Source organism: Planotetraspora mira, assembly GCF_016863275.1.
Lineage (GTDB): Bacteria > Actinomycetota > Actinomycetes > Streptosporangiales > Streptosporangiaceae > Planotetraspora > Planotetraspora mira.
Map to the genome: position 1 here is coordinate 90,195 of NZ_BOOO01000034.1, position 25,590 is coordinate 115,784.

At 62.5% G+C, this 25,590-nt stretch carries 23 protein-coding genes and 2 tRNA genes; 13 read left to right on the forward strand and 12 right to left on the reverse strand.

Annotated features, from left to right (window positions below; genetic code table 11):
• Positions 1–14 precede the first annotated feature (14 nt).
• Together Pmi06nite_RS28360 and Pmi06nite_RS28365 are read left to right on the forward strand one after the other, a co-directional pair.
• Positions 15–1,031, forward strand: a complete 1,017-nt coding sequence (locus Pmi06nite_RS28360; protein WP_203956196.1) for a chorismate-binding protein — start codon at positions 15–17, stop codon at positions 1,029–1,031.
• A 14-nt stretch (positions 1,032–1,045) separates the two neighbouring features.
• Complete coding sequence (locus Pmi06nite_RS28365; RefSeq protein WP_203956197.1) at positions 1,046–1,876, forward strand: aminotransferase class IV; 831 nt, start codon at positions 1,046–1,048, stop codon at positions 1,874–1,876.
• A gap of 15 nt (positions 1,877–1,891) precedes the next feature.
• Here Pmi06nite_RS28365 and Pmi06nite_RS28370 read toward each other — a convergent pair whose 3' ends face one another.
• Complete coding sequence (locus Pmi06nite_RS28370; protein ID WP_239114255.1) at positions 1,892–3,322, reverse strand: LVIVD repeat-containing protein; 1,431 nt, start codon at positions 3,320–3,322, stop codon at positions 1,892–1,894.
• Between the two features lie 100 nt (positions 3,323–3,422).
• On the opposite strand from Pmi06nite_RS28370, the gene Pmi06nite_RS28375 reads away from it, so the two are divergent.
• Positions 3,423–4,013: a DUF305 domain-containing protein gene (locus Pmi06nite_RS28375; RefSeq protein WP_239114256.1), complete on the forward strand. Its 591-nt coding sequence runs from the start codon at positions 3,423–3,425 to the stop codon at positions 4,011–4,013.
• A 65-nt stretch (positions 4,014–4,078) separates the two neighbouring features.
• On the opposite strand, the gene Pmi06nite_RS28380 is transcribed toward Pmi06nite_RS28375, so the two are convergent.
• A complete protein-coding gene (locus Pmi06nite_RS28380) occupies positions 4,079–4,495 on the reverse strand; it encodes an SsgA family sporulation/cell division regulator (RefSeq protein WP_203884823.1) in 417 nt (138 codons plus the stop codon).
• A 445-nt stretch (positions 4,496–4,940) separates the two neighbouring features.
• Between Pmi06nite_RS28380 and Pmi06nite_RS28385 the strand changes: the two genes are divergently transcribed.
• Positions 4,941–5,012, forward strand: a tRNA-Val gene (locus tag Pmi06nite_RS28385).
• Positions 5,013–5,081: 69 nt separating this feature from the next.
• Here Pmi06nite_RS28385 and Pmi06nite_RS28390 read toward each other — a convergent pair.
• Genes Pmi06nite_RS28390 through Pmi06nite_RS28400 form a run of 3 tightly spaced genes read right to left on the reverse strand, consistent with a single transcriptional unit; the run spans position 5,082 to position 7,932 of the window.
• Positions 5,082–6,248 (reverse strand): site-specific integrase, encoded by a 1,167-nt coding sequence (locus Pmi06nite_RS28390; protein WP_203956199.1) that lies wholly within the window; start codon positions 6,246–6,248, stop codon positions 5,082–5,084.
• On the reverse strand, positions 6,245–6,448 hold the full coding sequence (locus Pmi06nite_RS28395) for a helix-turn-helix domain-containing protein (RefSeq protein WP_203956200.1): 204 nt from the start codon (positions 6,446–6,448) through the stop codon (positions 6,245–6,247). The genes Pmi06nite_RS28390 and Pmi06nite_RS28395 overlap by 4 nt, the downstream gene beginning before the upstream one ends.
• On the reverse strand, positions 6,445–7,932 hold the full coding sequence (locus Pmi06nite_RS28400) for a replication initiator (protein WP_203956201.1): 1,488 nt from the start codon (positions 7,930–7,932) through the stop codon (positions 6,445–6,447). The genes Pmi06nite_RS28395 and Pmi06nite_RS28400 overlap by 4 nt, the downstream gene beginning before the upstream one ends.
• Before the next feature lie 129 nt (positions 7,933–8,061).
• Here Pmi06nite_RS28400 and Pmi06nite_RS28405 point away from each other — a divergent pair, with 129 nt between their 5' ends.
• The 3 genes from Pmi06nite_RS28405 (at position 8,062) to Pmi06nite_RS28415 (ending at position 10,704) form a co-directional block, all read left to right on the forward strand.
• Positions 8,062–8,901: a GntR family transcriptional regulator gene (locus tag Pmi06nite_RS28405; RefSeq protein ID WP_203956202.1), complete on the forward strand. Its 840-nt coding sequence runs from the start codon at positions 8,062–8,064 to the stop codon at positions 8,899–8,901.
• Between the two features lie 154 nt (positions 8,902–9,055).
• Entirely contained in the window at positions 9,056–9,661 is a 606-nt protein-coding gene (locus Pmi06nite_RS28410; RefSeq protein WP_203956203.1) for a hypothetical protein, read from the forward strand.
• A gap of 149 nt (positions 9,662–9,810) precedes the next feature.
• Positions 9,811–10,704, forward strand: a complete 894-nt coding sequence (locus tag Pmi06nite_RS28415; protein WP_203956204.1) for a hypothetical protein — start codon at positions 9,811–9,813, stop codon at positions 10,702–10,704.
• A 343-nt stretch (positions 10,705–11,047) separates the two neighbouring features.
• Here Pmi06nite_RS28415 and Pmi06nite_RS28420 read toward each other — a convergent pair whose 3' ends face one another.
• Both Pmi06nite_RS28420 and Pmi06nite_RS28425 read right to left on the reverse strand, forming a co-directional pair.
• Positions 11,048–11,395, reverse strand: a complete 348-nt coding sequence (locus Pmi06nite_RS28420) for a hypothetical protein (protein WP_203956205.1) — start codon at positions 11,393–11,395, stop codon at positions 11,048–11,050.
• Positions 11,392–11,709, reverse strand: coding sequence for a hypothetical protein (locus Pmi06nite_RS28425; RefSeq protein ID WP_203956206.1), 318 nt, complete (start codon positions 11,707–11,709; stop codon positions 11,392–11,394). Before Pmi06nite_RS28425 ends, Pmi06nite_RS28420 begins: the two co-directional genes overlap by 4 nt.
• 198 nt (positions 11,710–11,907) lie before the next feature.
• Here Pmi06nite_RS28425 and Pmi06nite_RS28430 point away from each other — a divergent pair, with 198 nt between their 5' ends.
• From Pmi06nite_RS28430 to Pmi06nite_RS28440, 3 genes are all read left to right on the forward strand, one after another.
• Entirely contained in the window at positions 11,908–13,185 is a 1,278-nt protein-coding gene (locus Pmi06nite_RS28430) for an NsdA family TPR-like regulatory protein (protein ID WP_505882302.1), read from the forward strand.
• Between the two features lie 176 nt (positions 13,186–13,361).
• Positions 13,362–13,682, forward strand: coding sequence for a hypothetical protein (locus Pmi06nite_RS28435; RefSeq protein ID WP_203956207.1), 321 nt, complete (start codon positions 13,362–13,364; stop codon positions 13,680–13,682).
• A gap of 2 nt (positions 13,683–13,684) precedes the next feature.
• A complete protein-coding gene (locus tag Pmi06nite_RS28440) occupies positions 13,685–15,223 on the forward strand; it encodes a hypothetical protein (protein WP_203956208.1) in 1,539 nt (512 codons plus the stop codon).
• Positions 15,224–15,259: 36 nt separating this feature from the next.
• Here Pmi06nite_RS28440 and Pmi06nite_RS28445 read toward each other — a convergent pair whose 3' ends face one another.
• From Pmi06nite_RS28445 to Pmi06nite_RS28465, 5 genes are all read right to left on the reverse strand, one after another.
• Entirely contained in the window at positions 15,260–16,066 is an 807-nt protein-coding gene (locus tag Pmi06nite_RS28445) for a hypothetical protein (RefSeq protein ID WP_203956209.1), read from the reverse strand.
• A 37-nt stretch (positions 16,067–16,103) separates the two neighbouring features.
• Complete coding sequence (locus Pmi06nite_RS28450) at positions 16,104–16,988, reverse strand: hypothetical protein (RefSeq protein ID WP_203956210.1); 885 nt, start codon at positions 16,986–16,988, stop codon at positions 16,104–16,106.
• A gap of 147 nt (positions 16,989–17,135) precedes the next feature.
• Positions 17,136–17,897, reverse strand: a complete 762-nt coding sequence (locus Pmi06nite_RS43030; protein ID WP_373317339.1) for a HEPN domain-containing protein — start codon at positions 17,895–17,897, stop codon at positions 17,136–17,138.
• Between the two features lie 2 nt (positions 17,898–17,899).
• Positions 17,900–19,060 (reverse strand): DUF262 domain-containing protein, encoded by a 1,161-nt coding sequence (locus Pmi06nite_RS28460; RefSeq protein ID WP_203956212.1) that lies wholly within the window; start codon positions 19,058–19,060, stop codon positions 17,900–17,902.
• Between the two features lie 636 nt (positions 19,061–19,696).
• Complete coding sequence (locus Pmi06nite_RS28465; RefSeq protein ID WP_203956213.1) at positions 19,697–20,320, reverse strand: SMI1/KNR4 family protein; 624 nt, start codon at positions 20,318–20,320, stop codon at positions 19,697–19,699.
• A 405-nt stretch (positions 20,321–20,725) separates the two neighbouring features.
• On the opposite strand from Pmi06nite_RS28465, the gene Pmi06nite_RS28470 reads away from it, so the two are divergent.
• The 3 genes from Pmi06nite_RS28470 (at position 20,726) to Pmi06nite_RS28480 (ending at position 24,574) form a co-directional block, all read left to right on the forward strand.
• Positions 20,726–20,790, forward strand: a tRNA-OTHER gene (locus Pmi06nite_RS28470).
• 869 nt (positions 20,791–21,659) lie between these two features.
• On the forward strand, positions 21,660–21,950 hold the full coding sequence (locus Pmi06nite_RS28475; RefSeq protein WP_308442533.1) for an NUDIX domain-containing protein: 291 nt from the start codon (positions 21,660–21,662) through the stop codon (positions 21,948–21,950).
• A gap of 785 nt (positions 21,951–22,735) precedes the next feature.
• The gene (locus Pmi06nite_RS28480) at positions 22,736–24,574 is read left to right on the forward strand and encodes a polysaccharide deacetylase family protein (protein WP_203956214.1); all 1,839 of its coding nucleotides are present in this window, start codon (positions 22,736–22,738) and stop codon (positions 24,572–24,574) included.
• Positions 24,575–25,590: the final 1,016 nt, after the last annotated feature.

The window sequence follows — 25,590 nt, forward strand, 5'->3', positions numbered from 1 at the left end:
GGGAGAATGAATCCGTGTACGACGCCTTCGCTCATATCGGCGGATATCTGGCCACGGGACTCCGCGACGTGACCACCGACCTGGCCGCGCTGGACGGCTCCGGCTGGTGGGCCGTCGTGGTGTCCTACGAGGGCAAGGTCACCTGCGCGCGGTTCGACGATGTACGGCGCGCTCCGCTGCCGGCCTCGCCGTACCCCTGGCGCGGGCCGGCCAGGGACACCTGGCGGAGCTCGCTGGATCAGGCCGGTTACGAGCAGGGGGTCCGGCGGATCAGGGACTACATCGAGCAGGGCGAGGTCTACCAGGCGAACCTCTGCCGGATCCTGTCCGCGCCGCTTCCGCGCCCCGGTGGCCCCGCCGATCCGCTCGCCCTGGCCGTACGGCTGGCGGAGGGCAACCCCGCGCCCTACGCCGCGGTGATCGACGTCCCTGGCCTCGCGGTGGTGTCCGCCTCGCCGGAGCTGTTCCTCTCGCGCAGGGACGACGTGGTCGAGTCGCGGCCGATCAAGGGCACCGGGGCGACCGCGGGCGACCTTCTCGAAAAGGACTATCCCGAGAACCTCATGATCGTGGATCTCGTCCGGAACGACCTCGGCCGGGTGGCCGAGGTAGGCTCTGTGTCGGTGCCCTCACTCTTCGAGATCGAGGAGCACCCCGGGCTGGTGCACCTGGTGTCGACGGTGCGGGCGAGACCGGCGGACGGGATCGGCTGGCCCGAGCTGTTCGCCGCGACCTTCCCTCCCGGTTCGGTGACGGGAGCGCCGAAATCTTCGGCGCTGCGCATCATCAACGAGCTCGAACCCGAGCCCCGGGGCCCATACTGTGGGGCGGTGGGCTGGGTCGACGCCGACCGCCGCGAGGCGGCGCTGGCCGTCGGAATCCGGACCTTCTGGATCGAGCACGACACGATCCGGTTCGGCACGGGGGCGGGGATCACGTGGGGCTCCGATCCCCGGCTGGAGTGGAACGAGACCGAGCTCAAGGCCGCCCGGCTCATCGGACTCGCCTCACGGAACGATCCGGAACCATAGAGATGGAGTTGGAGATGGCTGTACCCATCTGGGTGAACGGGGACCTCGTGGACCCCGAGAAGGCTGTGGTCTCGGTGTTCGACCACGGGCTCATGGTCGGCGACGGCGTGTTCGAGACGATCAAGAGCGTCGAGGGCGTGGCCTTCGCGCTCACCCGCCACCTCGACCGGCTGGCGCTGTCGGCCAAGCGGATGGACCTCCCCGAACCGGACGTGGCCTCGATCGCCGACGGCGTGCGCCGCTGTCTCGCCGCCGCCCCCAAGTGGCCGCTGGCCAGGATCAGGATCACCTACACGAGCGGGCCGGGCCCGCTGGGGTCGGACCGGGGCTCGGACGGGCCCAGTGTGATCATCATCGTCGGCGAGCAGAAGCCGTTCCCGGCGACCGGGGACGTCACCGTCGTGCCGTGGCCCCGCAACGAGCGCGGCGCGCTCGCGGGCGTCAAGAGCACGTCCTACGGCGACAACGCCAAGGCGCTCGCGTACGCCAAGGAGCGCGGCGGCGGCGAGGCGATCTTCGAGAACCTGGCCGGCGACCTGTGCGAGGGCACCGGAAGCAACATCTTCATCGTGACCGGCGGACGGCTGATCACGCCGACGCTGGCCTCCGGCTGCCTGGCCGGGGTCACCCGCGCGCTCACGCTGGAGTGGTACGGCGGCGAGGAGGCCGACGTGCCGATCTCGGCGTTGTACGAGGCCGAGGAGGCGTTCCTGACCTCCACCACGCGGGACGTCCAGCCGATCCACCTCGTGAACGGCACCGCGCTGCCGCAGGCGCCCGGCCCGATCACGCTGGCGGCCATGAAGGCGTTCGCCGAGCGGTCCGCCGCAGACATCGACCCCTGAGGCCGATCTCCTCGATCAGGCCCCGCCGTACGAGTGCTGGGTCTGCGCGTTGAGCTCCGTCATCCGGACCGACTTCGCGGGATCGGTGAGAGGGTCGTCGACGCGCAGGACGTCGAGGCCCTTGGTGATGTCGCTCGAGTAGATGTAGCCGTTGTAGTAGTACGCCGACCAGGAGCCGCCGAGGTGGAGGCCGGGCTTCAGCGGCCCCCGCTCGAAGTAGGCGATCTCCTCCGGATGGTCGGAGTCGGTGAAGTCGAAGACCGAGACGCCGCCCATGTACCAGGCCTGGACCATGATGTCCCGGCCTGGGACCGGGATCAGCGACCCGTTGTGGGCCACGCAGTTCTCCTCCGCCGTCTGGATGCGGGGGATCTTGAAGTAGCCGCGCCGTACGAGCTCGTGATCGGGCGTGATCTCGTAGACCGCGTCGGCGCCCTTGGTGGGCTCGCCTGACGCGCCGCACGTGGCGGCGATCCCGCCGCCGAGCTCGTCGCTGAAGACGAGCTTGGTCCCGGCGTCGTTGAACGTCGCGGAGTGCCAGATGGAGAAGTTCTCCTTGTCGCTCACCGACTGGAGCAGACGAGGCTTCACCGGGTCGGAGATGTCCAGCAGGATGCCGTCGCCGAAGCACGCGCCGGCCGCCAGGCCCTTCTCCGGGTAGACCGTGATGTCGTGGCATCCGGCCGACGGGAAGTCCGAGTCCTCGTCGATCACCCGGTCCTTGAGGATCTCGGGCTTGGCCACGACCCGCGCGCTCGCGGGTTCGCCGACCGGGACCTCGACGATGGAGATGTTCTCGTGCGGGGGAGGGCAGCCCTTGGAACCCGGCATCGGACCGGGAGAGGACACGTAGAGGTAGAGCGTGCCGGCGTCCTTCCCGGGGACGATCGCGTGGGTGTGCGAGCCGCATTCGGTCTGGACGGCGGAGACGTACCTGGGATGGGTCTTGTCCGAGATGTCGAAGATCCGGATGCCCTCCCATTCGGCGTCGTCCAAGGGGTCGGCCGGCGTGCTCGCGCAGGTGTCATCGGACCGGGGCTCGTCGACCGAGAGGAACAGCAGGTCTCCGGATACGGAGATGTCGTTCTGCCCGCCCGGGCACTCGACCTGGGCCACCGCCTTGGGACGAGTGGGGTCGCCGATGTCGTGGACGGTGAACCCCTCGTAGTTGCCGACGAAGGCGTAGTTCCCCTGGAACGCCAGGTCGGTTCCCCATGCCTCAGGCCCGTTGAAGGGCGCGTGCAGGGGCACGTTGGCGATCACCTTCATGTTGGGGCTGTGGCCGATCTCGTCCTCGCCGAGATCGGACACCGTCGTGGCCGCAGGCGTGCCCGTCGGCCTCGCGGACAGCGCGGACCGCGTCGGCGACGGGGATTCGGCCGTCGTGCACCCGGCGGCCGGGATGAGGACGGCGGCCAGAACGGCCGCGGCGATCGGTCGTTTCACGGTGCCCCCATGCAGATGAATTTGGTTCAGTATGGAACCTATGTTGGGGAGGCGGGCAGCGTGCGGTGCTTTCGTAACGCTTGCGCTGATATCGGACGCCGTGCTCGCCGGCTGCTCGTCGGCCGAGCAGTCGACCCCGCTGGTCGCCGGCTCACAGGTGCCGGTCGTCGTTCCCGGCGGGCCGGGAGAGCCTGGCCGTACGGCAGGGCCGGGGGAGCGCATCGGGGAGTCGGAGGCCAGGGCGGGCGCGGGCGACGTGCGGTTCGCCGAGCTGATGATCCCGCACCACCGGCAGGCGCTGGAGATGGCGGCGCTGGCCGCGGACAGGGCCGCCGAGCCTCTCGTCCGGGCCATCGCCGAGCGGATCACCACAGGCCAGGGGCCGGAGATCGCCGTCATGACGTCGTGGCTCGAGTCGCTCGGCCGCGCGGCTCCCGATGGTCATGATCATGACGAGGCCGGTTACGGCATGGCCACACTGGAGGAGCTGAACCGTCTGCGGTCGGCCAGGGGCGCGGCCTTCGACGGCTTGTTCCTCCGGCTGATGATCAGGCACCACGAGGGCGCGATCACGATGGCGGCGGAGGAACTGGGCAAGGGCACCGACCGGGCGATGCGGAAGATGGCGCAGGACGTGCTGTCCGGCCAGCAGATCGAGATCGCCCGGATGCGGGAGATGCAGGCTCCCTGAGCCTCGATCATCCGATCAGGAGCTCCCGTCGGCTCGGGTTGCTCCAGTCGGGACCGTCGGCTCGGTCAGGAGCTCCAGAGCATGTTGATGAGCTCTTCGTCGAGATCCATGAAGTCGGTCTCACGACCGGCTGGAACAAGCTCGTAGGTGCGATGGAGGAATTCGGTGAGTGGGGCCAGCGGGACCTCGAAGAGGGCCTGGCCGAAGGGCGACGTGAGACTGATGTTGAGCGTTCGCTCGCCATCGGCGCGGGCCGGCCAGACCTGAACGTCGCCGTCGCCCACACGCCGGACGATGCCGACGGTCAGCAGCTCACGGGCGAAGATCCACTCCACGGGCTCGTCGTTGCCCACGTGGAACGCCATTCTGATGGCGTACGGATCCTCGGCGGTGTAGCTGAGTCCCGCAAGGAGAGGGACGGTAGCTCGGTCGGGGACCACAAGCCGAAGGCCCAGCTCGGCAGAGACGGTGGTGCTGTGCATCGTCAGCCAAACCTTTTCGTCGTCGGGTCCCCGTATAGGGGCTATCACTGCTTTGTCGGGTTTCGTTCGCCGCTCTTGCTAACGAGGCGAACGAGGAGACCCGTAAGAAAGATTCCGCCTCCAGGCCCTTCTGTAACGCAGATCACAGCTTGACATTCGGTCACCTACCTGCGCAAACATCACCATCGGGCGCATCTTTTCTCGGGCTTTACCTATCCTTGAACTCTTCCTGGCGGAGCTATTGTGGGCAAATGATCTTACGTCGTGCGTATCGGTCGAGCACGATGCTATGACACCACACCGTCACGCCGTGGACTCTCCAGGGAACCTTTCGGCGCCTTTGGTGAACATCGGACGATCGGGTCAGCCCGGCCTGCTTTTCGCCAGCACCCCGTAGGTTGCGGTATGGTTTTCCCCGTCGGCGTCGTGAGGGGCCGGCCATCCCGGGCGATTAGCTCAGCGGGAGAGCGCTTCGTTCACACCGAAGAGGTCACTGGTTCGATCCCAGTATCGCCCACGCAGGTCAGAGGCCATTTGCGGCAACGCAGGTGGCCTTTTTCGATCTTCTGGGTGACTAACTGAGTGACTATCGCTCCGAGTCGTCCAGGGGGAAGATCCGGTCCATGGCCTGGGCGCCTTCGAGCATTACGGGCCGGAGCTGCTTTCGGTAGACGGTCTCGGTGACCATCGTGTTGCCGTGGCCGACGAGCCGGGAGATGTGCTCCAGGGGAACGCCGTCGTCGGACAGCAGCGAGACGAAGCTGTGCCGCATCTCCCGAGGCGTCCAGTCGTCCGGGTTGATGTCCGTCTTCTTGAGAACGGTGCGGAAGGCCCGCCGGACGTTGCCCGCGTCGAGCTCAGTGCCGTGGCGTGTGGCGAAGACGAGATCGAGATCGTGCCAGTCGTCTCCCGCCCTCTTACGGGCGATCTCCTGCTGTGACCGGTGACGCCGTAACGCTTCTACGCAGCGCTTGGGAAGCGCGAGCGTCCGCCGGCTCTTGCGGGTCTTGGTGTCCCCGCCCTCCCGTACGGACCGCCAGACCATGATGGACGGCGGCACCGGGGGAGTGGCGTCCCGCTTGCCGTCCATGTCGACGTGCGACCACGTGAGCGCCCGCAGTTCCTCCGTACGAGCACCTAGAAGCAGCGAGAGCACGATGTAAGCGTTCATGTGCGTCTTCTCCGCGGCGTCGAGGATGGCCGCCGCCTGGTCGTAGTCGAGCGACTTGGACGGGCGGCCCTCCTGACCCTTAGGGATCTCGCTCAGCAGGACCACGTTCCTTTTGACCTTGTCCCGAGCCTGCGCGCGGTCCACGGCCCGCTTGAGGACCGACCGCACGTCGCGGACCGAGCGTGTGCTGAGGACCTTGGCCCTGTCGACGAGCCAGCGGTCGACGTCTTCCGCCGACAGCTCGCGGAGCTTGCGCGCGCCCAGGCACGGGATCACGTGCTTGTTGGCCAGGTGCGTGCAGGTGGTGACGGTGGCCTGGTCGCGCCCATGGAGACCGAACGCGAGCCAGTCTTGTACGGCGTCCGCCACGGTGTAATTCGCCGGCCCGACCGAGACGCCGTCGTCGTAGTCGCGGATGATCTCCTTGAGCTTCTCCCTGGCTTCGGTCTTGGATTTGCCGCTCGCCTTGCGGACGATGCGCTTGCCTGCAGGGGTGTAGCCGACGGTCACCGAGGCGATCCAGCGCTCCCGCTGCTCGTCCCAGTGCAGGCCGCCGTCTCCTCTGCTTCGTCGTGTGGTCAATGCTGTGCCTCCTGTTCGAGTAGGGCGATGTAGTCGGTGATGGCCGAGGCGGGGATGAGCCGAGTCCGGCCCTGGGTGACGGAGCGCAGACGGCCGGATCGGATCTGTTCGTAGATCACGCTGCGGCTCAGGCTGAGCAGGTGCATGGCATCGGTGATGCGGTAGAGCCGCCGGTCGCCGGGTGGTCCGGCTCGGCTCATTCGTCCTCCCGCTCAGCGGCGATGAGGCGGGCGGTGGCGACGCGTTGCCGGATGTGTTCCGCCATGATCGCCTCGCCGGGGGAGTAGCCGGTTCCGGCGAACCGCCAGTGGCCGAGTACGAGGGTGGTCGCGTCGCCGAGGGTGGGAAGGCCGTGGCGCTGTCGTGCTTCCGCCGCGCGGTGGTCGGTTCGGGCCTGGCGGATATCGCCAAGTGTGGTGGAGAAGCGGCGGCTCTTGGTGGAGAAGTGGCCGCGAAAGCCGAGCATGTGCGCCCATGGCCGCAGCCGTAAGTCCACGAACTCAGGGCGTGCGCCCAACTCCCAGCAGGTGCGGATCATCCGCCGGGCGTGCTCGGTGACGGGCAGCGCGTCGAGGTGAAGGCCCGGCTTGAGGCCGGTCCCGTGGCAGCGTCCGCAGGCGGCGAGAAGGGTCAGCCGTCCCCGTCCGCCGCAGTTAGGGCAGGACAGGCGATGGTCGACCGTCCCGGAGGCTTCGGCGCCCTTGGTGGCGTACTTGGCGATGTAGCCGGCCACCGCGCGTTCACTGAGTCCGTCGGCCGCCTGGTCGAGCAGGATGGGCCGGATATCGAGCTGATCACCCCAGGTGAGTGCCTGTCGGCCGAGATCGCTTGCCGGAGAGGTGATGGTGACCCGCTGGACCGCCGAGGGGATGGCCCGCACGAGCAGGTCATGATCTGCCCAGTCCGGAGGTGTCTGGGTGCTGCCCTCCGGGCCGTCGAGGCGGACGACGGCGTGGAAGTGCACGAGCCCGCGTCGTTGGTACTCGGCGACCTTGGCGAAGGACACCCGGACGTGGCGGTTGAAAGTGCGGCGGCTCATGCCTGACTCGCTCGCGAGGGTGCGGCGGACTTCGAGGGTGAAGCGGTGCCAGAGAGCGCCCGCATGCGCCTGCCACAGGACCGCGCCCGTGTAGTCGTAGCAGTCCGGGCAGATCGGTTGGCCGAGCCGGTCATCGTTGCGTTCGTGCCGGGCGTGGCAGCCTGCCGGGAGATCATGCGCGCAACGCTTGTCCCGGTTGCGGGGACGGCAAGCCCGGACCGTCCCGTCCTTGCCGCGCCGGGTGTGGACCGGCCCGAAGGACGGCGCCGTGAGGGTGAGGAAGACCCGAGGATGCCCGCTCACCGTCTCCGGAGTGCCCTTTCCGCCGGACAGCCCCGCGCGGATGAGGTGGAAGGTGTCGGCCTGATAGACCTGGGAGCAGGCCGGGCAAACTGAGGCCCGCCGGTTGCCGCAGGCGACCAGGAGATGCCCAGATGGTTCGTCTGCCGTGCGGTAGCTGTGCAGAATTTCGCCCGTGCCCGCGTCGACGATGGCTGATTCGCCGGTCAGGTGGACCGGGTGGGCGCATCCCCCAGTTGCGGCGACCATCGATCGCCATCGTTCGTAGCCAGGGTCGTTGATCACTCTTGCGAGATCGAGCAGCCACCGCGGGTGCTCGTCGTGTTGTTCCTCCTTGCTGTTCATGACCACCTCCTTCACTTGTCGCCAACATGTAGTCCGAGACGTGCTACGTGTTCGCTCATATGGACATGATAGCCAAGACGTGCTACCTCTTGTAAAGACATCGCTGACGAGAAGAAGGTGCATGGCGACATGGCAGAGGAGAAGGAAGCCGCCCGCTGGCGGATCATCGCCGATCTCTTGCGCAACGACGTGCTGGAAGACCAGTACCAGCCCGGACAGGCGCTCCCCGGAGAGGCGTTCCTAGCCTCGGAGTACGCCACCTCTCGCCCCACCATCCGCAAGGCCATCGCCCAGCTCGCCGGCGAGGGACTGCTGACCGTCGCCCACGGCCGCGGCACGTTCGTCCGCCCCAACCCCGATCGCCGGCTGATTCTCACCGGGTGGCCGGATCACGAGGACCTGCTCAGCCCGGCTTACGACCCGGGCAAGCAGTTGTGGGAACACGCCACCGTTGCCAGCGAAGCCGAACGCACCGAGAACAGGGTCACGCCCAACTCGGCCCTGTTCACGACCGCCGAAGGCAGGACAGCCGACGTCTTGGCCGTACGGCGCGGGACCATGGTGGTCTACCGCTACGCCTACTGGCAGCACACGAAGACCCGCGCCCGGATCCAACTGTCGTCGTATCTACTGGCCGACCAGGTCGCCACGATCACGGGCGAGTCACACCGGGAGATCGACTCCTTCGTCGAGCCCGAGGACTACTACGCCCACATGGAGCGTGAGCACGGCCCGCTCCGCTGGACCACATCCGTCTACACGCGGATGCCCTACGGCCAGACCTACGAGGACCTCGGGATGGAACCCATCGGAACACCGCTGCTGGTCGTCCGCAGGATCATGCTCAGTCACCACGGCCGCCCGCTGGAGTTCACCGAGATCGAAGCCCCAGGCGACCGTTTCGAGGCGGCTGCCGTCAGCGATCACGATCCGGCCGAGCCGCGAGGACTTGCCGCAATGCGCGTGTAGTGGGCTCAGAGTTTCTCTACTGGTTCAAGCGGCCCGCCTGCGGCAGCCCGCACGCGCGCCGGGCGGCCAGCGGGCCGGGCATGCGGCTCTCCGGCCGGTCCCGGCCCTCGCCATCCCGCGCGCCAAGGCGGCCTTGGTCTGGCATCCTGATCGAATGGCAACTGAGGCGAACGTCACAAAACATGATGCTGATCTCTCGCAGGATGTGTCTCGCCGACTAGAGGATCTTGGGCCGGATCTGGCGGGACACCAGGTGCTCCTGCTCCCAACCGAAATGCGCGAGGGGGTAACTTATTACAAGCCTGAAGAGGTAAATTCCGGGCGCATGGCTCGTCAGGTCTTCCTGGACGCCGCCTATCTGGATGCAGGCCAAGATCGAAGATTCCTGCATGAATATTCGGCCGGATGGGTTCTCGATTTTGCCCTGGCTGTCGGTCAAAATCTTTCGGCCGACGGTCTTATCGCGATTGGTCGATATATTCTAGCGCGTGCAGGTTACGCTATTTCGAACAAGCGACACGATGGGCCATTGGAGGCTGTCCCAACACGCGTTACTATCGGACGTGTCGACCGGAAGAGCGACGGAACTGTTGTTGTGAGAAACGTATGCTTTGAAGGCCACTCCGAGGGTGTATCGATGGCAGTCAAGGAGTTTCTGCAGCCACTTCTCGGTTCTTCGCTGCCGCGCTCTCTAGCGATAGAGGGTGACATTGATGGTGGTGGTCAGGAAAAGGATAGGAGTGATGGCGTATCTCCGTGAGAAGGCGGCGAGGATCGCATACATATTCCGCTCTAGCTCTCCGGACTGGAATTCCCATTCCTCCGCCAGGAGGGCCTGCGCGATGGCAACGCTGTCTTGTAGAAGGTCTAGAAGCTTCGACTTTAGGGAAGCGTAAGTACGGCCAATCTATGGCGACGCTTGGTGCGTTGCTTCCTTCTGGGCTTCGCGATCTGCCACCTATATTTCCACTGCATCAGCAGTTGCCAGTAAGTCTCGCGCAGAGGTTTGGTCAATCTCGTGTGCGTCAGTGGTTTCGGCAGAGAAGGAAGTTGGATGGCCTGAATTACGACACAGGAGGGCTATATCTAGGTCCGCTCTGGGAGTGTGCAGAAGATGATGCACGCATCGCACTTAAGTCTTGCATTGACGCTTTCAACTGGTTCGAGGATCTACTCTGGGATCTTTCTCCAGATCATCGAATAGACTTTATGTCTAAGGAACGCTCAGTCGATCCAATTTCAGTTGTTACTCTCGGCCGGCTTGTTGACGATGCGCATGCATGGGCTCACCGGGCGGGGGAGCTAGTTGGAGGTATCTTCGGATGCCGCATGACTCACGATGGCCAAGATTGGCAGGATGAATGTGCGCTGTCGCTGATGCACGTGCGTCTGGGGAACAGCGTGGGCATGACGACGAACTACGTATGTAGCATATGTGGAGTAGTGTGCTGGGACTGCGATCATGAACCCGGAAATAACTACTTCATTATCGCAACGCGCGATGAAGAGGTATGTAACATCTGTCGAGATGCCCAAGAGGTGTGCACCCACACGGTCGGATCAACCTACGACAAGCGCGCAGAGCCGACCATGCAAGTTCTTGAGTTGCGTGAAATCTCGCTCGTCCCGCGTCCACGAGATCCGCTGGCGCGAATCAAAGGGCGAGGCATCGACGAAACCGACCTTATTGACTATTTCGGATTCGCACCCCCATCCGATGCAAACCTGCTTTGCCACAAATGTATGTACACATGTGAAGGTTTCCGGGCGGGGCGATATGACGAAGCGTCTGAATTGGTTTAGATGGGCAATAAAAAGTATTTGATTTGCCCTTATTTGTCTTGTCGGCTAATTAGTCGACAACTGTTGTCGCACTTCCCCTCCCCCGCTGTTTCAGCGTCCGTGACCCTCGGTCGGTGTCAACGCCGTCTGTGCCAGTTGCGTGGATGGAGCGGTGTACGTCGTTGGCGGACGGACACGCGAAGACGGCATTGACACCTCGGTCGGCTCACTGGTTCGGCAGCTATCGGGGGGGCGGGGGAGAAGTGGCGCGGGGCCATAGCCCCCAGGTGGGCCCGACGACAAAGGACGGGAAGGAACCCTCGGTCCCAAAGAAGGGGTGGTTGACCACGCCTCCGAGCCGACCCTAGGCAGGGCCACTGATCATCACGGGATGTCCAGCGTCTGGGCTATCGGTCTGGCGAATCTCCGCCATGTGGCTGGGTGGGTAGGGATGCTCGGTGCGAGCCTGGAGATAGTGCTCGCTGATCCGTTTGGCCGCCGTCTGCGGAGCGAACGCGTAGGTGATTAGTGCTCGGCCCCGCCGGCTCGGATGGGGACTGGTCCACCAGATGATCTGTCCGTCGGTGCGAGCTACCAGGCCCTGCCAGGCCGACACAGCTACCAGCGCCTCGCTCAGCGGATAGAGGTAGGTGGGCACGTTGTGGCGGGCAAGCTCGGACCGAAGATGTTGGGCGACTTCAAGCGCGCTCATAGCCACACCGCGCTCTTTGGGTGTGAATCGGTGTGTGTAGCTCCAATCAGCTCGGCCTCGCGCATGAGTTCTTGCAGTTCACCGACGTCGGTCGCTTCCACGATGAGCGGGTCCGCCACGTTCCAAGCGGCGATGGCGAAGAAGAGGCGGCTGCCGGTGCCGTAGTAGATGGCCCAGCATGGTTCGACCATGTCGAGCAAGGCGGCGGCTTGGCGCTTGTCGGCATCCCAGTCCCGGCGGTACACGCCCACCGAAGGCCGCCCATTCGTGTGCTGAGTGGCTGCCGGCTGTCCGGATTCTCCGACTGCGTCCATCGGGATGGTCTTAGGGTGTGCCACAGATCGCACCTCCAGTGTGCGGTTCCGGGACCCGTATGGCGCTGTGATCGCCTGCGGGTCCCGCTGTTCTAGGCGTCTCGACCATCACATCGCTCCGCACACGCCCGCTGACAGTGCGATTAGGGGAGACTGGGGGAGAAGGCGGACCCCGAGATTCCCCCCGAGGTGTACGCGATGCAGGAAGTCCCAACCTGGGCGGCTCGGCTACGCGCCGAACGACGAGAACGGCTATGGACACAACGGGACATGGCCAAGCGTCTCGCCGAGGCAGCCGACGCCCGTACGCGCGACCGCCTGCCTGAACGGGAGTCCTTGGTCCGCATGATCAAGGACTGGGAAGCAGGTCGGCACCAGCCGAAAGATCCCTACCGTGTGCTCTACTCCCGCGTGTTTACCGTCGACGAGGCGGAGTTGTTCGCCGATCGCCAGGCCGCTCCCGGACGGGCGCCCGCTGATGTGCTGAAGGATCTGCTGAGCCAGACGCAGCCACTCGTGCCGCCCATCAACCACAGAGGCCGGCGGCTGGGTGTAAACACAGTTGACGATCTGTCGGCGCGCGTCCATGGCTTGCGACTCGCTGACGACGTGATCGCGGGGAAGGATCTGATCCGACCTGCGTTCCGGGAACTGGACGCGGCTGTACGCGTCTATCGCTGCAATACCTATACCGAGGATGTCGGCCGCTCGCTGTTGGCGGCAATTGGCGAGTTCGCGCAGATCTCGGGATGGGTGGCCAGCGACGCGGGGGAGCACCAGCAGGCAGCCGACACTTACCGGCTCGGCATCAGCGCGGCGCACGAAGCCGCAGACAACACGCTGGAGTCGAACCTCATCGGGTCGCTCGCCTACCAGGTGACCAACATCGGAGCGCCGTATGAGGGTGTCGAACTTGCCCGTGCGGCCGTGGAGAGAGCCGGTCCACATGCCCCCGCACGAGCCCGAGCGCTGTCCTGGGATCGCCTGGCATGGGCGCACGCCCGCGCCGGCCAGGCGCAAGAAGCGATGCGTGCTCTCGGCGAAGCAGCGTCGGCGCTCAACGCCCATGGGGTCGAGGAAGAGCCTGGCTACCTCTACTGGGTGGATGCGAACGAACTACAGATCATGGAGGCACGTGTCTACACCGAGTTGCGCCGCCCGCTGCGCGCCGTTCCCCTGCTGACCGAAGTCCTGGCACGATACGACGCCACGCACACGCGAGAACTTGCGCTCTATCTGTCATGGCTGGCGGTGGCGCTCGCGGATGCCAACGAACCGGAAGAGGCGGCCCGCGCAACAGAACGAGTACTCGACCTCTCAGCGGAAGTGGCCAGCGACCGCACGGCCCAACGCGCTTGCGTAGTGCTCGCACGACTGGAGGCATACCGCGATGTACCGCAGGTGCGAGACCTCCTTGTAGATCATCCTTCGAGCGCGCCGGTCTCGTCCCATGAGAAAGTCCAGGGCGCGGACTGATCGACATTCCATGGCTAAGTAACGAGGGGGGCAAATGCCCTGCTTGGGCGTAGAGGAGCACTGCCCGTGTACTCGTGTCACGACTTCTCTTGACACATGTCGCGACTTCGGTCTCAATCACAGATACCGTAACCGTGACCAAGAGAGGTTCCGGCCAGCAGCAGAGCGAGGGATGCATGCAGGTCAACAACAACGGTCCCGTGTTCGGGCAGACAAACATCGACAACAGCATCACGCTCGCCCAGGCCGATTTACGGGTAGGGCTGGAACAGCTAAAGCTGTTGATTGGGGCAGGCGTCCTTCCCGAATCTGTGGGTAGGGAAGTCGTCGGCGACATGGAGGCAGGGCTCGCCCAGACTGGCGAACGTGCTAAGAATCGCCTGCAGGTGGCGGGGCGGCGGCTTAGGGAGTGGGTCGCCATCGGGGGAGCATCCGCCGACGACGTCAATAAGATCTGGGCGGTGATCGCCGCGATATCGGCCGCCGTCGGCAGCTGACCATGACAGACTCCGTGAACGGTCACGGTCGCGATAAACCGTCCGAAGACGGTACCCGGGTCACCAATGAGGCCCCTGTGTTCGGACAAATTAACGCAGACGAGGCTCACTTCTACGGTGAAGCCCCCGTCGATCATCTCGACCTCGCCCACCAATACCTCCGACGCAGGCAGTGGGCACTAGCCGTTCGGAGCTTCGAGGAATACCTGAAGCGTGTACATGCGCTCACAGCCGAAGATTGGGTGGGGTTCGCGCTGGCGTCACTCGGAGGAAAGCGTCCTCGCGCGCACACCCCGGAGGATCTGTTTGCGATCGAATCCTGTTTGACGACTGCGCAAGAGATTGACGTCGACTGCGCCCCCGCTGCGGCCCTGCTGGCGATCGTTAATGAAGACCTCGATCATGTGTACAACCGGGTACCGGACCCCTCTTCCGAAGGTTTCACCAGCGTGAGTGATGGGCTGGACTTGAACTGGGCGGAGAGAATTGCCACGGCGATCTCGGTGCGGGAATCTCGGACATGGCGCGCCTTGGACGCACGGGTCAACCCCGATGGTGACTCTCCCACCCAGCTTCTAAGTACTCTCACCGAGGAAGAACGGCTGGACCGAGAGAAGCGCATGAAGATCTTGCTGAATCCGGCGCCAAAGGAACCGGCGAAGCCGGAGATTGTCAACGGTGTTCCCAGTGGGTTGCTAATCGTAGGCGGCGCTTGCGTCTTGTTGCTCGCGTTATCGCTGCCCAGAGGCCTCGGCTGGGTGTGGTACTCACCGCTGCCATATCTTGTCTTCGCCGGCGCCGTCATGATGATCGTCGGAGGGCTTCGTCGTACCGGCGTCTGGCATGAGAACCGCCACAGGCGGTTAGGTTACGAGTTTGCATGCGCACAGCACCGAGAGCAGATGGCAAGGTATCGGGTCGATCTACCTTCTCAGGTTCAGGTGGAGACCTGGATCGAACGCGATGTGCAGACGATCATGGCACGGGCTTTGGACAGGCTGGGCATGGTCCTCGATGATCTGAATGAGCGTGGACGGCTCATACGACCACTCATCATTGTGGGCCCCGCGGACCCGCCGCGCACCAAGATCGCACTGCATCCGGACGGCGGGTACTTCGCCTCCCATTACAGCGTGTTCGTGCTCTACATGACAGACCGGAAACTGGGGGCTTACCGCACCTCCCTTAATGCGACGACAGGCCAGCGGGAACCTGACGAACAGACCAGTGAGTACCGCTACCAGGACATCGTTTCGGTGAGCGTGCGGACAAATCGTTTGGACCCGGCCTCCGATAAGAAAGGTGAGTCGTCCGGACAGGAGGCCGACTTGGCTTACGATTTTGTTGCCGAACAGCCGAAGTCTGCCCTCGCGGAGCGGTTCACTCTTGTGGTACCGGGTGATCGTTTCACTGTGACGACGATGGTCAAGAACGAGAAGGATGAGCAGCGTTCTGAGATCAGATTCTCTCAGCCCGACGAGGCCCTCGCCGCAATACGGCGGCGGATTCTCGAGACCAGCATGTCTGGTCGTAAGGTCTAGCAAGCTTTCATGTCGTCGCAATCTACAGGCAGACTCTTACTCTGCTGCCGGTATATCCACTTCAACTATCTGCTCTGCCATGGTGCGTAAATTAAAAATGGCATCGTCCAGAGCGTGAACATTTATTATTCGTATGTAACAATTGCTAGCGGACTCGTACGGCATTCTGAGCGATAAAGCGGACTGAGTGACGCTCCTAGCCTCCACGTCACCGGCGTAATTCACATAACATTCGAATAGTGGACTGTCTGTTACTATGACTGGCATGACAATTCCGATGCCTGGCCCAAATCCATTGTGGAAGCTTTGGCGATCGTTCAGGACTCCGTATGCCGCCGCGGCTACCTGCCGCACCGCATCGTATGCGCCATCGCGAGCGCCTCTCTCATTGCGTTTCTGAGTAATTCCATATCCCGCAGGATGTCTTCCGGCCATCACTGGCGAAATATGAGTGTCCCATCTAGAAAACTCTTCTCTGTATTTCCAGCGATCAACGCCCGCCCAGAGAAGGCTCAAAAGGAAATGCAGGGAGGTGTTCCTGTCCGGCTTTTCGGTCTCTGTAAAAATAATCCAAGGTGCACCACCTGATTTGCACTCGATGACCGCGCTAAAGTAGATGGCTCTACCGTCGCTTTTTTCGGTGTCCGTTGACGTCCAATTGGCAACGACGTCTGACTCCCGAAGTTCGCCAGAGGTGGGATCCGGATAGTAGCGGGATTGTTCCACATAGAACGCTCTTCCCCTGTTCCTTAGTGCATGTGCTACTCTCATCTCCAGCGGATATCCGCGATTTTCTAGCCATTGAAGGACTTCGTCGCGCAGCGACTCGGGGTTCTGTAACATATTCCTTATCCTTAGGCTCGAAAGATGGATATTGCGGTCAACCACAGTCCACTCTTTCCCCGGCCATCTCCAGGCAGAAGTCGTGTCGAAGCTGCACGATACCTACATCGGCGAGTCCGCTGATGAAACCCGTCTTCGGCCCAGAATTTGTATACGCGTCGGAAAGAGCGGTCCGCGCCCTGTGCATCGCGTCTGCTTCCCGAGCGTCCGGCTCTTCAGCAGGCGGCGGGTTGTCTTTACTCGCCGAGAACAAACCGCCCTGATACCACAGATGGATCAATGCTTCATCGTCGCTCCACTGGATAGTGCACGCTCGATTCGCCTTCCCGTTGGCCTCGCTTTTGGCACAGTAATCGAGGCCGGGGAATATCGTGAGAACCGAACCTGCGTCCTTCGTGAATGTCGAGGCGCCCCAGGCGAACAGACCGTTGTAGTATTTCTGTGCGGCGAGGAAGGCGCTGTTATAGGTCGCCACCGCGTTATCGCAACGCACTATCTCGTCAGTTGCGGTCACATTGAACTGAGACCTAATGCTGACTGGCAGGGGTGGAGCTCCGAAAGCCTTAGTCGTGCATCCCTCAATATCGGCCAGCGCGACCTTCACGTCGAAGACCTTATCTAGGAATTGTGAGTAGAGCTGGCCCCGCGCTGCGCGAAGCTGTAGTTCGCGCTCTGTTTGAATTTGCGCATTCACCGAATCGGCTTGTGCTCGCACTGTGACCTGGGTAGCGATGGCCGTGGCGGCGCCACCAACAAGAGCGCCTACAAGCGATGCCACTATCGATGTCACGGCTGTCGAGCCGATAGGCGAGACAACCCATCGACGGAACGGGGAAGCCTGCCGTTTGGCACGCTTTTGGGGCTTCCTGGCTTCAGTAGCCGAGGCGTCGTCCTGCGCATGGTCTTCCTTTTCTGCCGCCACGGTCGTCACGCTACGGCTCGACCGGTGTCGTGGGAAGTCCGTAGGTGGCTCAAGGTCATACGGCCCCGCGCACGTGGGGCACCAGCCGGCGAGGCAAGGGGGGCACAAGGTGATCGGTATGACGGCTCACCAGGCGCCGGCGGTCCGCTAGTGTTTGGGATTCCAGGGGGCAGGCGTCCTGCCCAGTCGATTGCATTGGGCATCGGCCTCTGCCTGCAGAATGTCATATATTGCGCCCGATAGATGTTCCACAAAAGAAACGTCTAGTCGAACTTCGGCAGAAGAGACCGGAACATGGGCTCCGCTGTGTGCGACAGAATTGCGGACGTCCACTATCCTCCGCAGTTCCCGTTGAGGATTTCCTATAACCCTTCTTGTCAATCCAGGGATTTGGGGTGCAGTATAGTTTTGAGAAAAGTCTTGATTAATCCGATTCCATACATCGTTGACGCCTACCAGTTTTAGAAGTCCACTAACTGTATCTGGCCCGGGATTGCCACCCGTATCGATCGCATAGTCACTCCATATGCGTTTCGCAACATAGTGGTGGGCCATTCGTAGACTTTCTGAAAGTCTTACAGTTGTAGATCTCTCAACACCATGCCTTCTGCCTTGCAATGCGGCGCTCATATTTTGTTGCACAATATGGAGTTGGACATTTTCGGGAAGATCGGTTAACTGAATCGGTGGGCTGGATTTAGAGTACTGATCAAGGGCATATGAGATCGCGTCCCTAAGGAACTCTTCAAATCTGGCGCACAATAGCACTATGGCGGCAGACACAAAGGGCTGGTAGGTTAGAGTGTTCGGCAAGTAAGTAAGAGAAGGGTTCCGGGTCACAACCGCATCGGCCACGTCCAGGAGTTCAACGACGTCGCTTAATTGGCCCACAATCTTTCGGTATGGCACGTTCAGCGTCCCAAAGCTCGCCGTACCATACTATGTATTAGGTGTACTCGTTCGTGAGTTATACCTGGCCTGTTTACGGTGCCACCTGGTAGAGCAAAGTCTCGATGCAAAAATAGCTCACGCATTCCTTGCTCTATCTCTCGGGCGTGAGATGCAATCTCGCTTAGGTCGAATTCTTTTATCGCCAACATCTGAGCGTCGTATACAGCTACCGAGATCATTTGCGGTATCCGATCGGTACGTGGATCCCATCGGCGAAACAGCAGGCTCCCGAAAGCGACCTGAGCTTTGTCTAGGGTGGAAAGAAAGCTCTCTCGAAGCTTGGTGAGTTCGCCGGCGTCTAGGTGTGCGCTGCGCTGCATGTACTCGTTGAGCATGTCAAAATTCGACATGCGCCTATGCGTATTCGCTTGCTGCAAGGCGAAGAATCTTAGAACTAGTTCTACGTCTCGCATCTGACGCCAGATGGAAGATTCCCTCTTATCATGTATTCCAAGGGCATTGTGGAATTGCGGATGCTCAGAAAGCTCATTCAGGAGGTCGTTAAGCGGCCCGCGATAGGCATTGTTGCGAACCTCCTGTGCATTTAGGGATATGCCACCAGTGTTAAGTCGATGGAATACATCGTACTGAATCGTTGGATCGGAGATATTTAGAAGTATCACGGCTCGAAGGCTTGCACGGACCGAGAGTGATCGTTGAAGTGTTAAATCGAGATCATCGAATCTGAGTCCTTCTGCTTCATAAAACACTTCCAGTCCCTGTAGTGGATATTCCCCTTTGATGAACCCGTATATAGCAGACAGACGTTGCTTGCCATCAATAACGGAGTAGGTCCGATCCGGATTCTCGTTAAGATAGATCGACGGGACTGGAATGTTAAGCAAAAATGACTCGATTAGCCGAGATTTGCGGCTCAATTCCCACCTGTCACGCCTCTGGTAGACGGCATTCAGGTCAAGAGTTTCCTCATCTATGAAACGGACGATCGAGTCTATGTTAAAGTCGATAACTTGTGTAACCAGATCCCTTTCCGCCCGCTCCCATCGTCTTCTAACTGCTTCCATCTCTTCTTGGGATCGAACATTTTGATCTAGGTCTTCGGATGTTTCTTCAATGCTCGGCTCATCGCTCAAACTCAAAGCGACTCCTAAAAAGTTCATTTCTTGAGTATTCGTATACTATTTCATAGTGCTGCCGTGTCAATTGCTAATTGGCAACGTATGATTCTAGCGGCATTGCTGCTGGACGGCTAGTTTTTGACGGTGCAGCTTCCCATCTTTGTCCTCAGGCTCCCGACCGATAGTCTCCCGGCCTAGGTGGCTGCGGAGGAGCGTCTCTTGGCGCGGTGGCCGAAATCGTGCAAGAAAGTGGCGCGATGTACCGCTGAGGGAGATCGCGCAGTAGAACATCGGGCGGCGTATGGATCTCGGGATCGATGGCCGAGAGAGTGGCACGGCCCGTGTTCAACGCGTTCGCCGGCGACTTCGGCAGCCAGTCGAGTGAGGCCCGGGAGTCAGCGAGAAGTCAGCAGGACGGTTGACACTCGATCGCGCTAGAGGTCACCCATAGGTATGGTGAGCCGCGGTAGAAGGCCTAGTTGGCAGCCGTTGAGACTCCTGATCACAACCGTCGGATATTCACACCGAAGAGGTCACTGGTTCGATCCCAGTATCGCCCACCAATCCGAAGACCCGCAGAGACCTTGATCTCTACGGGTCTTACTGCTGTTCAGGGACACTTTCGCGGTGCCGGTCAGCCTTCGGAAGGATCATCCGAGGTGGGCTCGCATGTGGGCTTCACGTCGTCAGCGGGTTCGCCGGCGCTGTACGAAGTGGCTCGCCGTTGAGTTCTGTCGCTCCGGCGAGGCTCCACCACAGTTCATCGCGGACGGTCAGATACGGATGCCAGACGCCAACGGCTCCGCCGGTCTCGAGGGCGGCCGCAACGTTCGCCAGGTAGGCGCCGAGCGACGGCCAGCCATCCGAGAAGTCGCCAGGGTTGTCGTGCGGCGCCTCGCCCACTCTGGCGAATCCGGGTCCCGGCCGCTGGTCGATTACCTGCAGATCGCCATCCGAAGCCGCGAACGGTAGCCAGAGCTCGTGCCACCACGGCTGAGCATCAGGGCCGTGCGGGGTGAAACCGTCGACGTCCTCAGCGATATCCATGCGCTCTTGGTATTGCTCGACGATGCCAGCCAGAGAAAGGAGGGGCCCTTTAGGAAGAATGTTTGCCCACTCGATCAAGCCGTTGTGGCAGCTCAGCGACTCGACAAGCTCGGGCGGAAGCGCCAGCCCTAGCGCAGCCTCAGCAGAGGCAATCCCATCCCGATCAGCCGGTGAGGCAAGCACGGTCGCGCTGATGGGCGCGAACCGGTCCAACCAGTCTTCGATCCGTGCCCATGCCTCGATCACCTCGCCCATGTGGGCAGCTTAGCCACCGCGCCCGGTTCGACCTGTTACAGATTTCCATCCGTGGTCAAGCCGCATTCGGCGGACAGCCTGCCGCCAGGGGTCAGGCGGGGGAGAGGGAACTGGAGAAGGCAGCAGGACGACCCAGGAGAGGCGGCCCGCGGCCAGAGCTGCCGTTACGCAGGCCGTCGCCGTGCTCAAGGAAGCCCTGCACGGCTGAGTCAATCGTCGGTGCCGGGTCGCCATCACCGGCCTGGCACCGATCGATCACGATGAGCTGAAGTTCTGGGCGCGTGGTACTCGGGGAGCGGCCCCCTACTGAGTGACTATTTGAGTGACAACGGCCACGGACGCCCGCAGATGGAGATGGACGTCCGTGCATGGTTGGCGCAGGTCACGGCTGCTTTTGACCCACGTGGGCGATCTGGCCAATATGCTTCACACCGAAGAGGTCACTGGTTCGATCCCAGTATCGCCCACCAATCCGAAGACCCGCAGAGACCTTGATCTCTACGGGTCTTGTTGCTGTTCAGGGCTGGTTTCCGCGGAGCGTTCAGTCTGCTGCGGTCTCTCCCGAAGGTGGCTCGTGAGCCGGCTTGCCCTGCTCCGTGGTGATCGAAGTCAGCGAAAAGTCAGCGAAGGCGGCGCGAGCCCTGCCGTACCGCTCGTCTGTGCCGTGCGTGTAGAGGTTCAGCGTGGTCGAGATCTGCTCGTGCCCGACGAGCCGCGCGCATCGTTGACGGGAACCCGATCTGAGATCAGCCAGGTGGCGTAGCAGTGCCGAAGATCGTGGAACCGCAGACCTTCCCCGACATTCGCCGCGACGCACGCAACCGCCTCTGACTCGCTCGGAAAGTCCTTGCCGTGCTCTGATCCCTCCTTGTCCTGCCATACCGCTACGAAGGCGTCGGCGCTGGGCATCAGCATGGAGCCGAGCCGACCGGCCCGCACGAACGTCGGGTGCCAGACGCGTGAGCGAAAGAGTGTCCGGCGGACGGGGCCGCCGGCCGTGTTGGTGACGATCTCCCCGAGGAGACCAGGCGCCTACATCCCTGTCTCTATCGCCGGTGGCGAGGACATTGCCATCCCCGACACGGGACCAACCGGTCTCTACCGGCGTCTCGGTGAGCGCGGGTACCAGGTCGCACGTTTCGTCCAGGAATTGAGGCCCGGCGTCCTTCCGTGTCGAAGAGGCTGAGTTCCTGAATCTCACCGAAGCTCAGCAAGTCCTTGAGGTCGCTCGAATCGCGTACAGGGTTGATGACCTCGCGATAGAAAACTGTGATCAACATCTTTCCGAGTCAGCAGCGGCGGCTGTCCTACGAGCGGACAGCGAGGCAGGGGAGCAGCCATGTCAGATCTTCCGCGGCACTCTGTCAGCGTCACCGCAGCTGTCTTCCATGAAGACGGACGAGTCCTTGCCATCCGCCGCGAAGACGACGGACGCTGGGTTCCGCCCGGGGGAGTGGTTGAGCTCGACGAGACCCCGGAGCACGCGGTCATCCGCGAAGTGCTCGAAGAGACCGGAGTTCAGGTCGAGCCGGAAAGTGCTGACCGGGGTCTACAAGAACATGAACCTTGGAGTCGTATCTCTCACCTTCAGGTGCCGTCCCATCGGCGGGGAACCGCGGCCGAGCGATGAAGCCCTGGAATCGACCTGGCTGACACTCGACGAGGTGAAGCAACGCATGCCTGAGGCGCGAGGTATCCGGATCATGGATGCACTTCGCGAAGACGGCCCGTTCGTGCGAGTCCACGACGGAACGCGACTGCTGTAAGAGTGTCCCGGCCCGCCCCTTCCGAATGACCAGGACCGGCATAGCTTGGCCGGAGCATCCAAGTCGCGCACGACATCCCGAGCCTGTGACGCCAGCCAAATAGGCGGGTCTCGGTGGAGTTCGACCTCAGAGGACCTTGACGGGTCGGCCACGGTTAAGGTGCTGGCCGCCGTCATCCGGACGATTCAGCAGAGGGCGCAGGCTCTAGCCCGTCCCTCAGAAATACGTCTCCATCACCACGTCGTCCGGTGACGGCACCCACGACACGTACGAGCCCGGCCCCGCTTGATATTGGCGAGCGAGAACGAGCCGAGGGCTTGGACAGTCCCGACTCTCGGGCGTGTTGGGCACGGAAAGATCATTGACATTCGTTAGGGAGGCTTACAAACTATCAACGGCGGCAGTTTCGCTGGGACACATCCTCGGTAGTCGCAGACCTGGGAACGGAGGTCGGACCCGCCCATTGACCCGGATCCACGAGCGGCTGGACCAGTGATGGTTACTAACCGATGCAAACCTTGGCAGCCGGATCAGTCAGATAAAGATGGGAGAACTTCGCATGAGATGTTTCTCTAGGGCGCGGGGTCGAGGGACACGCTTGGCTTCGCGTCTTAGCCTCCTAATCGCCACGGTCTTCACGGTTTCGTTTGTGCACGTGCCGGCATCTTCTGCGCTGGCGGCCCCGAGTCTCACGATCTCCGCAACCCACAGCCTCGCCACATTTCTCAAAGGACAGCCCGACAACACAACCGTGTACTCCGGAACGCTTCGGCTGAAGGTCACGAACTCCGGAGATGGCCCGACCCAGAGCGCGGTTACCGTGTCCGACGTGCTCCCGGTCGGCCTGTCGGCGCTTGTCAACAACGCTGGGTTCGGTGCCGGGCCGGTCGCCGCGTCTGGGAACGGGTGGACCTGCTCCGGCGCCACGTCCATCACGTGTACGCGCAGCGACCCATTGCGCGCGGGATCCTCCTACCCTCCGATCACGATCACCGTGAAAGTCGCCACCAATACAGCGGCATTGCTGACCAACACCCCCACGGTTGCCGGTGGTGGGGACGAGACTCCTGGCTCCGCCACCGATTCCATCCCGGTGACGCGGGACGCCTGTCCCAATGGGTGGTCGCGGGAGGAGGCGGTGTCGTTCGCGCCGCCGGTACCGGCGATTGACTCGGGCGTCCGCAACCCTGAGCGCGCCGACGGGTGCACGCTGCTCGACGTCATCTGGAATGCGGAACCTTTCAAGAACCACGGTAGCTTTGTCTCCACCGTGGCCCACGCGACCAATGAGTTCGTCAGGGAAGGGCTCCTGTCGCCGGCCCAGCAACGCGCGATCCAAAGGGCCGCCTCACGCTCGGACGTGGGGACGAAGAACGACAACCAGATCCCCAACTCCTGCCCCAACCGCCTTGCGATCACCTTCGACGACGGGCCATCGTTCTACCGACCACAGACCCTACAGATCTTCCGTGACAACCAGGTTCATGGAGTGTTCTTCGATCTTGGCATGAGAGCAGAGGCCAACCCGCAGATCGAGAGGTTTACACGGAGCGAGGGCCACGTCCTGCTCAACCACACGTATAACCACACCGATATGAACGCGCTCTCCGACGCGGCGAAGATCGAGGAAGTGCAACACAACGAGGCCGCATTCGATGCGATTGGTGCCCCTTTCACCTTCAAGGGGATCCGAACGCCGTTCGGCAGCGCCAACACCCATACGCAGGAGGTCGTGAGCTCGCAGGGCTACACCTACTTCCTCACCAGAATCGAAACGGGTGCCGACTACGAGCCGGCCACGACCGCGGAGCAGACGCGCGACTCGATCCTCAGCCAACTGCATCCTGGAGCCATCATCGGTCTGCACGATGGCCCGATCGACACGCCAGCCGGGGCCGCGACGGTGGATGCCGTGAGACAGATCCTCCCCGCGGCCCGCGCCATGGGCTACTGCTGGGGCAAGGTCGATCACACCGGCCAGGTCGTGGCCGATCGGTATGTCTCCTCCGGCAAACCCATTCCGCAGATCACCAACCCCGTGCCGTACAACTTCCTGGAACGCCCCGGCACGCCCCCGGAGCCCTGGTTCGTCGCTCCGGACCCCATAGCAATCTCCGCAACCCACGGTCCTTCTACGTTCGTGCCGGGACAGACCGGCACATTGACGCTGACTGTCACGAACACCAGCGGCCAGCCGAGCGATCCCGATCCCATCGGCGGAAGCACGGTCACGGTACAGGACGTGATCCCAGCCGGCCTCACGGCCACGGCGGCGTCGGGTCCAGGTTGGACCTGCAGTGGATCGCGGACGAGAACGTGCACCCGTAGCGACACTTTGGGTCCGCATTCGGACTATCCGCCGATCACGATCACTGTGAACGTAAGCAACAATGCCCCGACGACAATCGTGAACGACCCCACGGTCACAGCTCACGGGCAAGCGTGGAAGGACCAGGCCCGTGACACGATCAGCGTTGCTCGGCCATAGCTTCACGGGGCCAGTCCCCGGACCGCTGTAGTCGGAGCAACTGTGCAAGCGGGGTCGACCCGAAACGGTCGACCCCGCGCGGCAAGCGACGAGTCTCCTCTTCGTCGAGGGAGGCGTGGGTGAGGCGGATGGCGGGTGCCTTGAGGAAACCGGTCATGCGATGCAGCGTGCGCTATCCGTTGGTGTCTTTTAGTGGCCAGCCGTTCTGCAGGTAGACAGTCCGGTTGGCGTTGGCGGCGTCCGCACACGCGGTGATGCGCCGTGCGAGGCGGGAGGCCAGGCGATCGGTCCACTCTCGGGGGGAGGTCCAGGCGACGGCGGTTAGGTCGTCGTCGTGGTGGCGGCCTCGGCCGGGCCGAGGACGCCGCCGTAAGTGGCAAAGGGTGGCCTCGGTCGGGACTGTAGGACAAATGGCTGACAGCGAGGTCGAGGGGCGGCGCTCTCGGTGATGTCCCGCCTGCTCTTGATCTGAGTGACTATTTGAGTGACAACGGCGACGGACGCCCGCAGATAAGGGCGGACGCCCGTGGATGGTTGAGCCAGGTCAGGGCAGCTTGTGACCTACGTGGGCGGTCTCACTCAGGTGTTTCACACCGAAGAGGTCACTGGTTCGATCCCAGTATCGCCCACCACGTTTTCGCAGTTCAGAGGCCGTTTCCCTCCCGGAGGGCAGCGGCCTTTCGCGTCTTCTGAGTGACTACCGTTCCAAGGTGAGCTGGGGTCTCTGCCAGCCGTGGTGGCCTAAGCGCTATCCCCGTCGATGCCATGCGAGGTAGCGCGGGCGCTGCCGAGGCGTGCGGGCTGCTCATCGATCTTCGGGACAGCGCTCAGGAGGTGTGGGCGGTCACCTATTTCGGAGCCCAGACTCACCGGCTGCTACGGGTCGCGGTGTGCAGGCAGTAGGTCGCCAGTTCCTCGGACGGAACGTCGGCGCGCGCCCGCTCTGCGTGGACGGCTTCGGTCAGTGCCGCGCGTACTTATTTAAGGCGTTTGACCGGGCCACTACGCATCCGGCT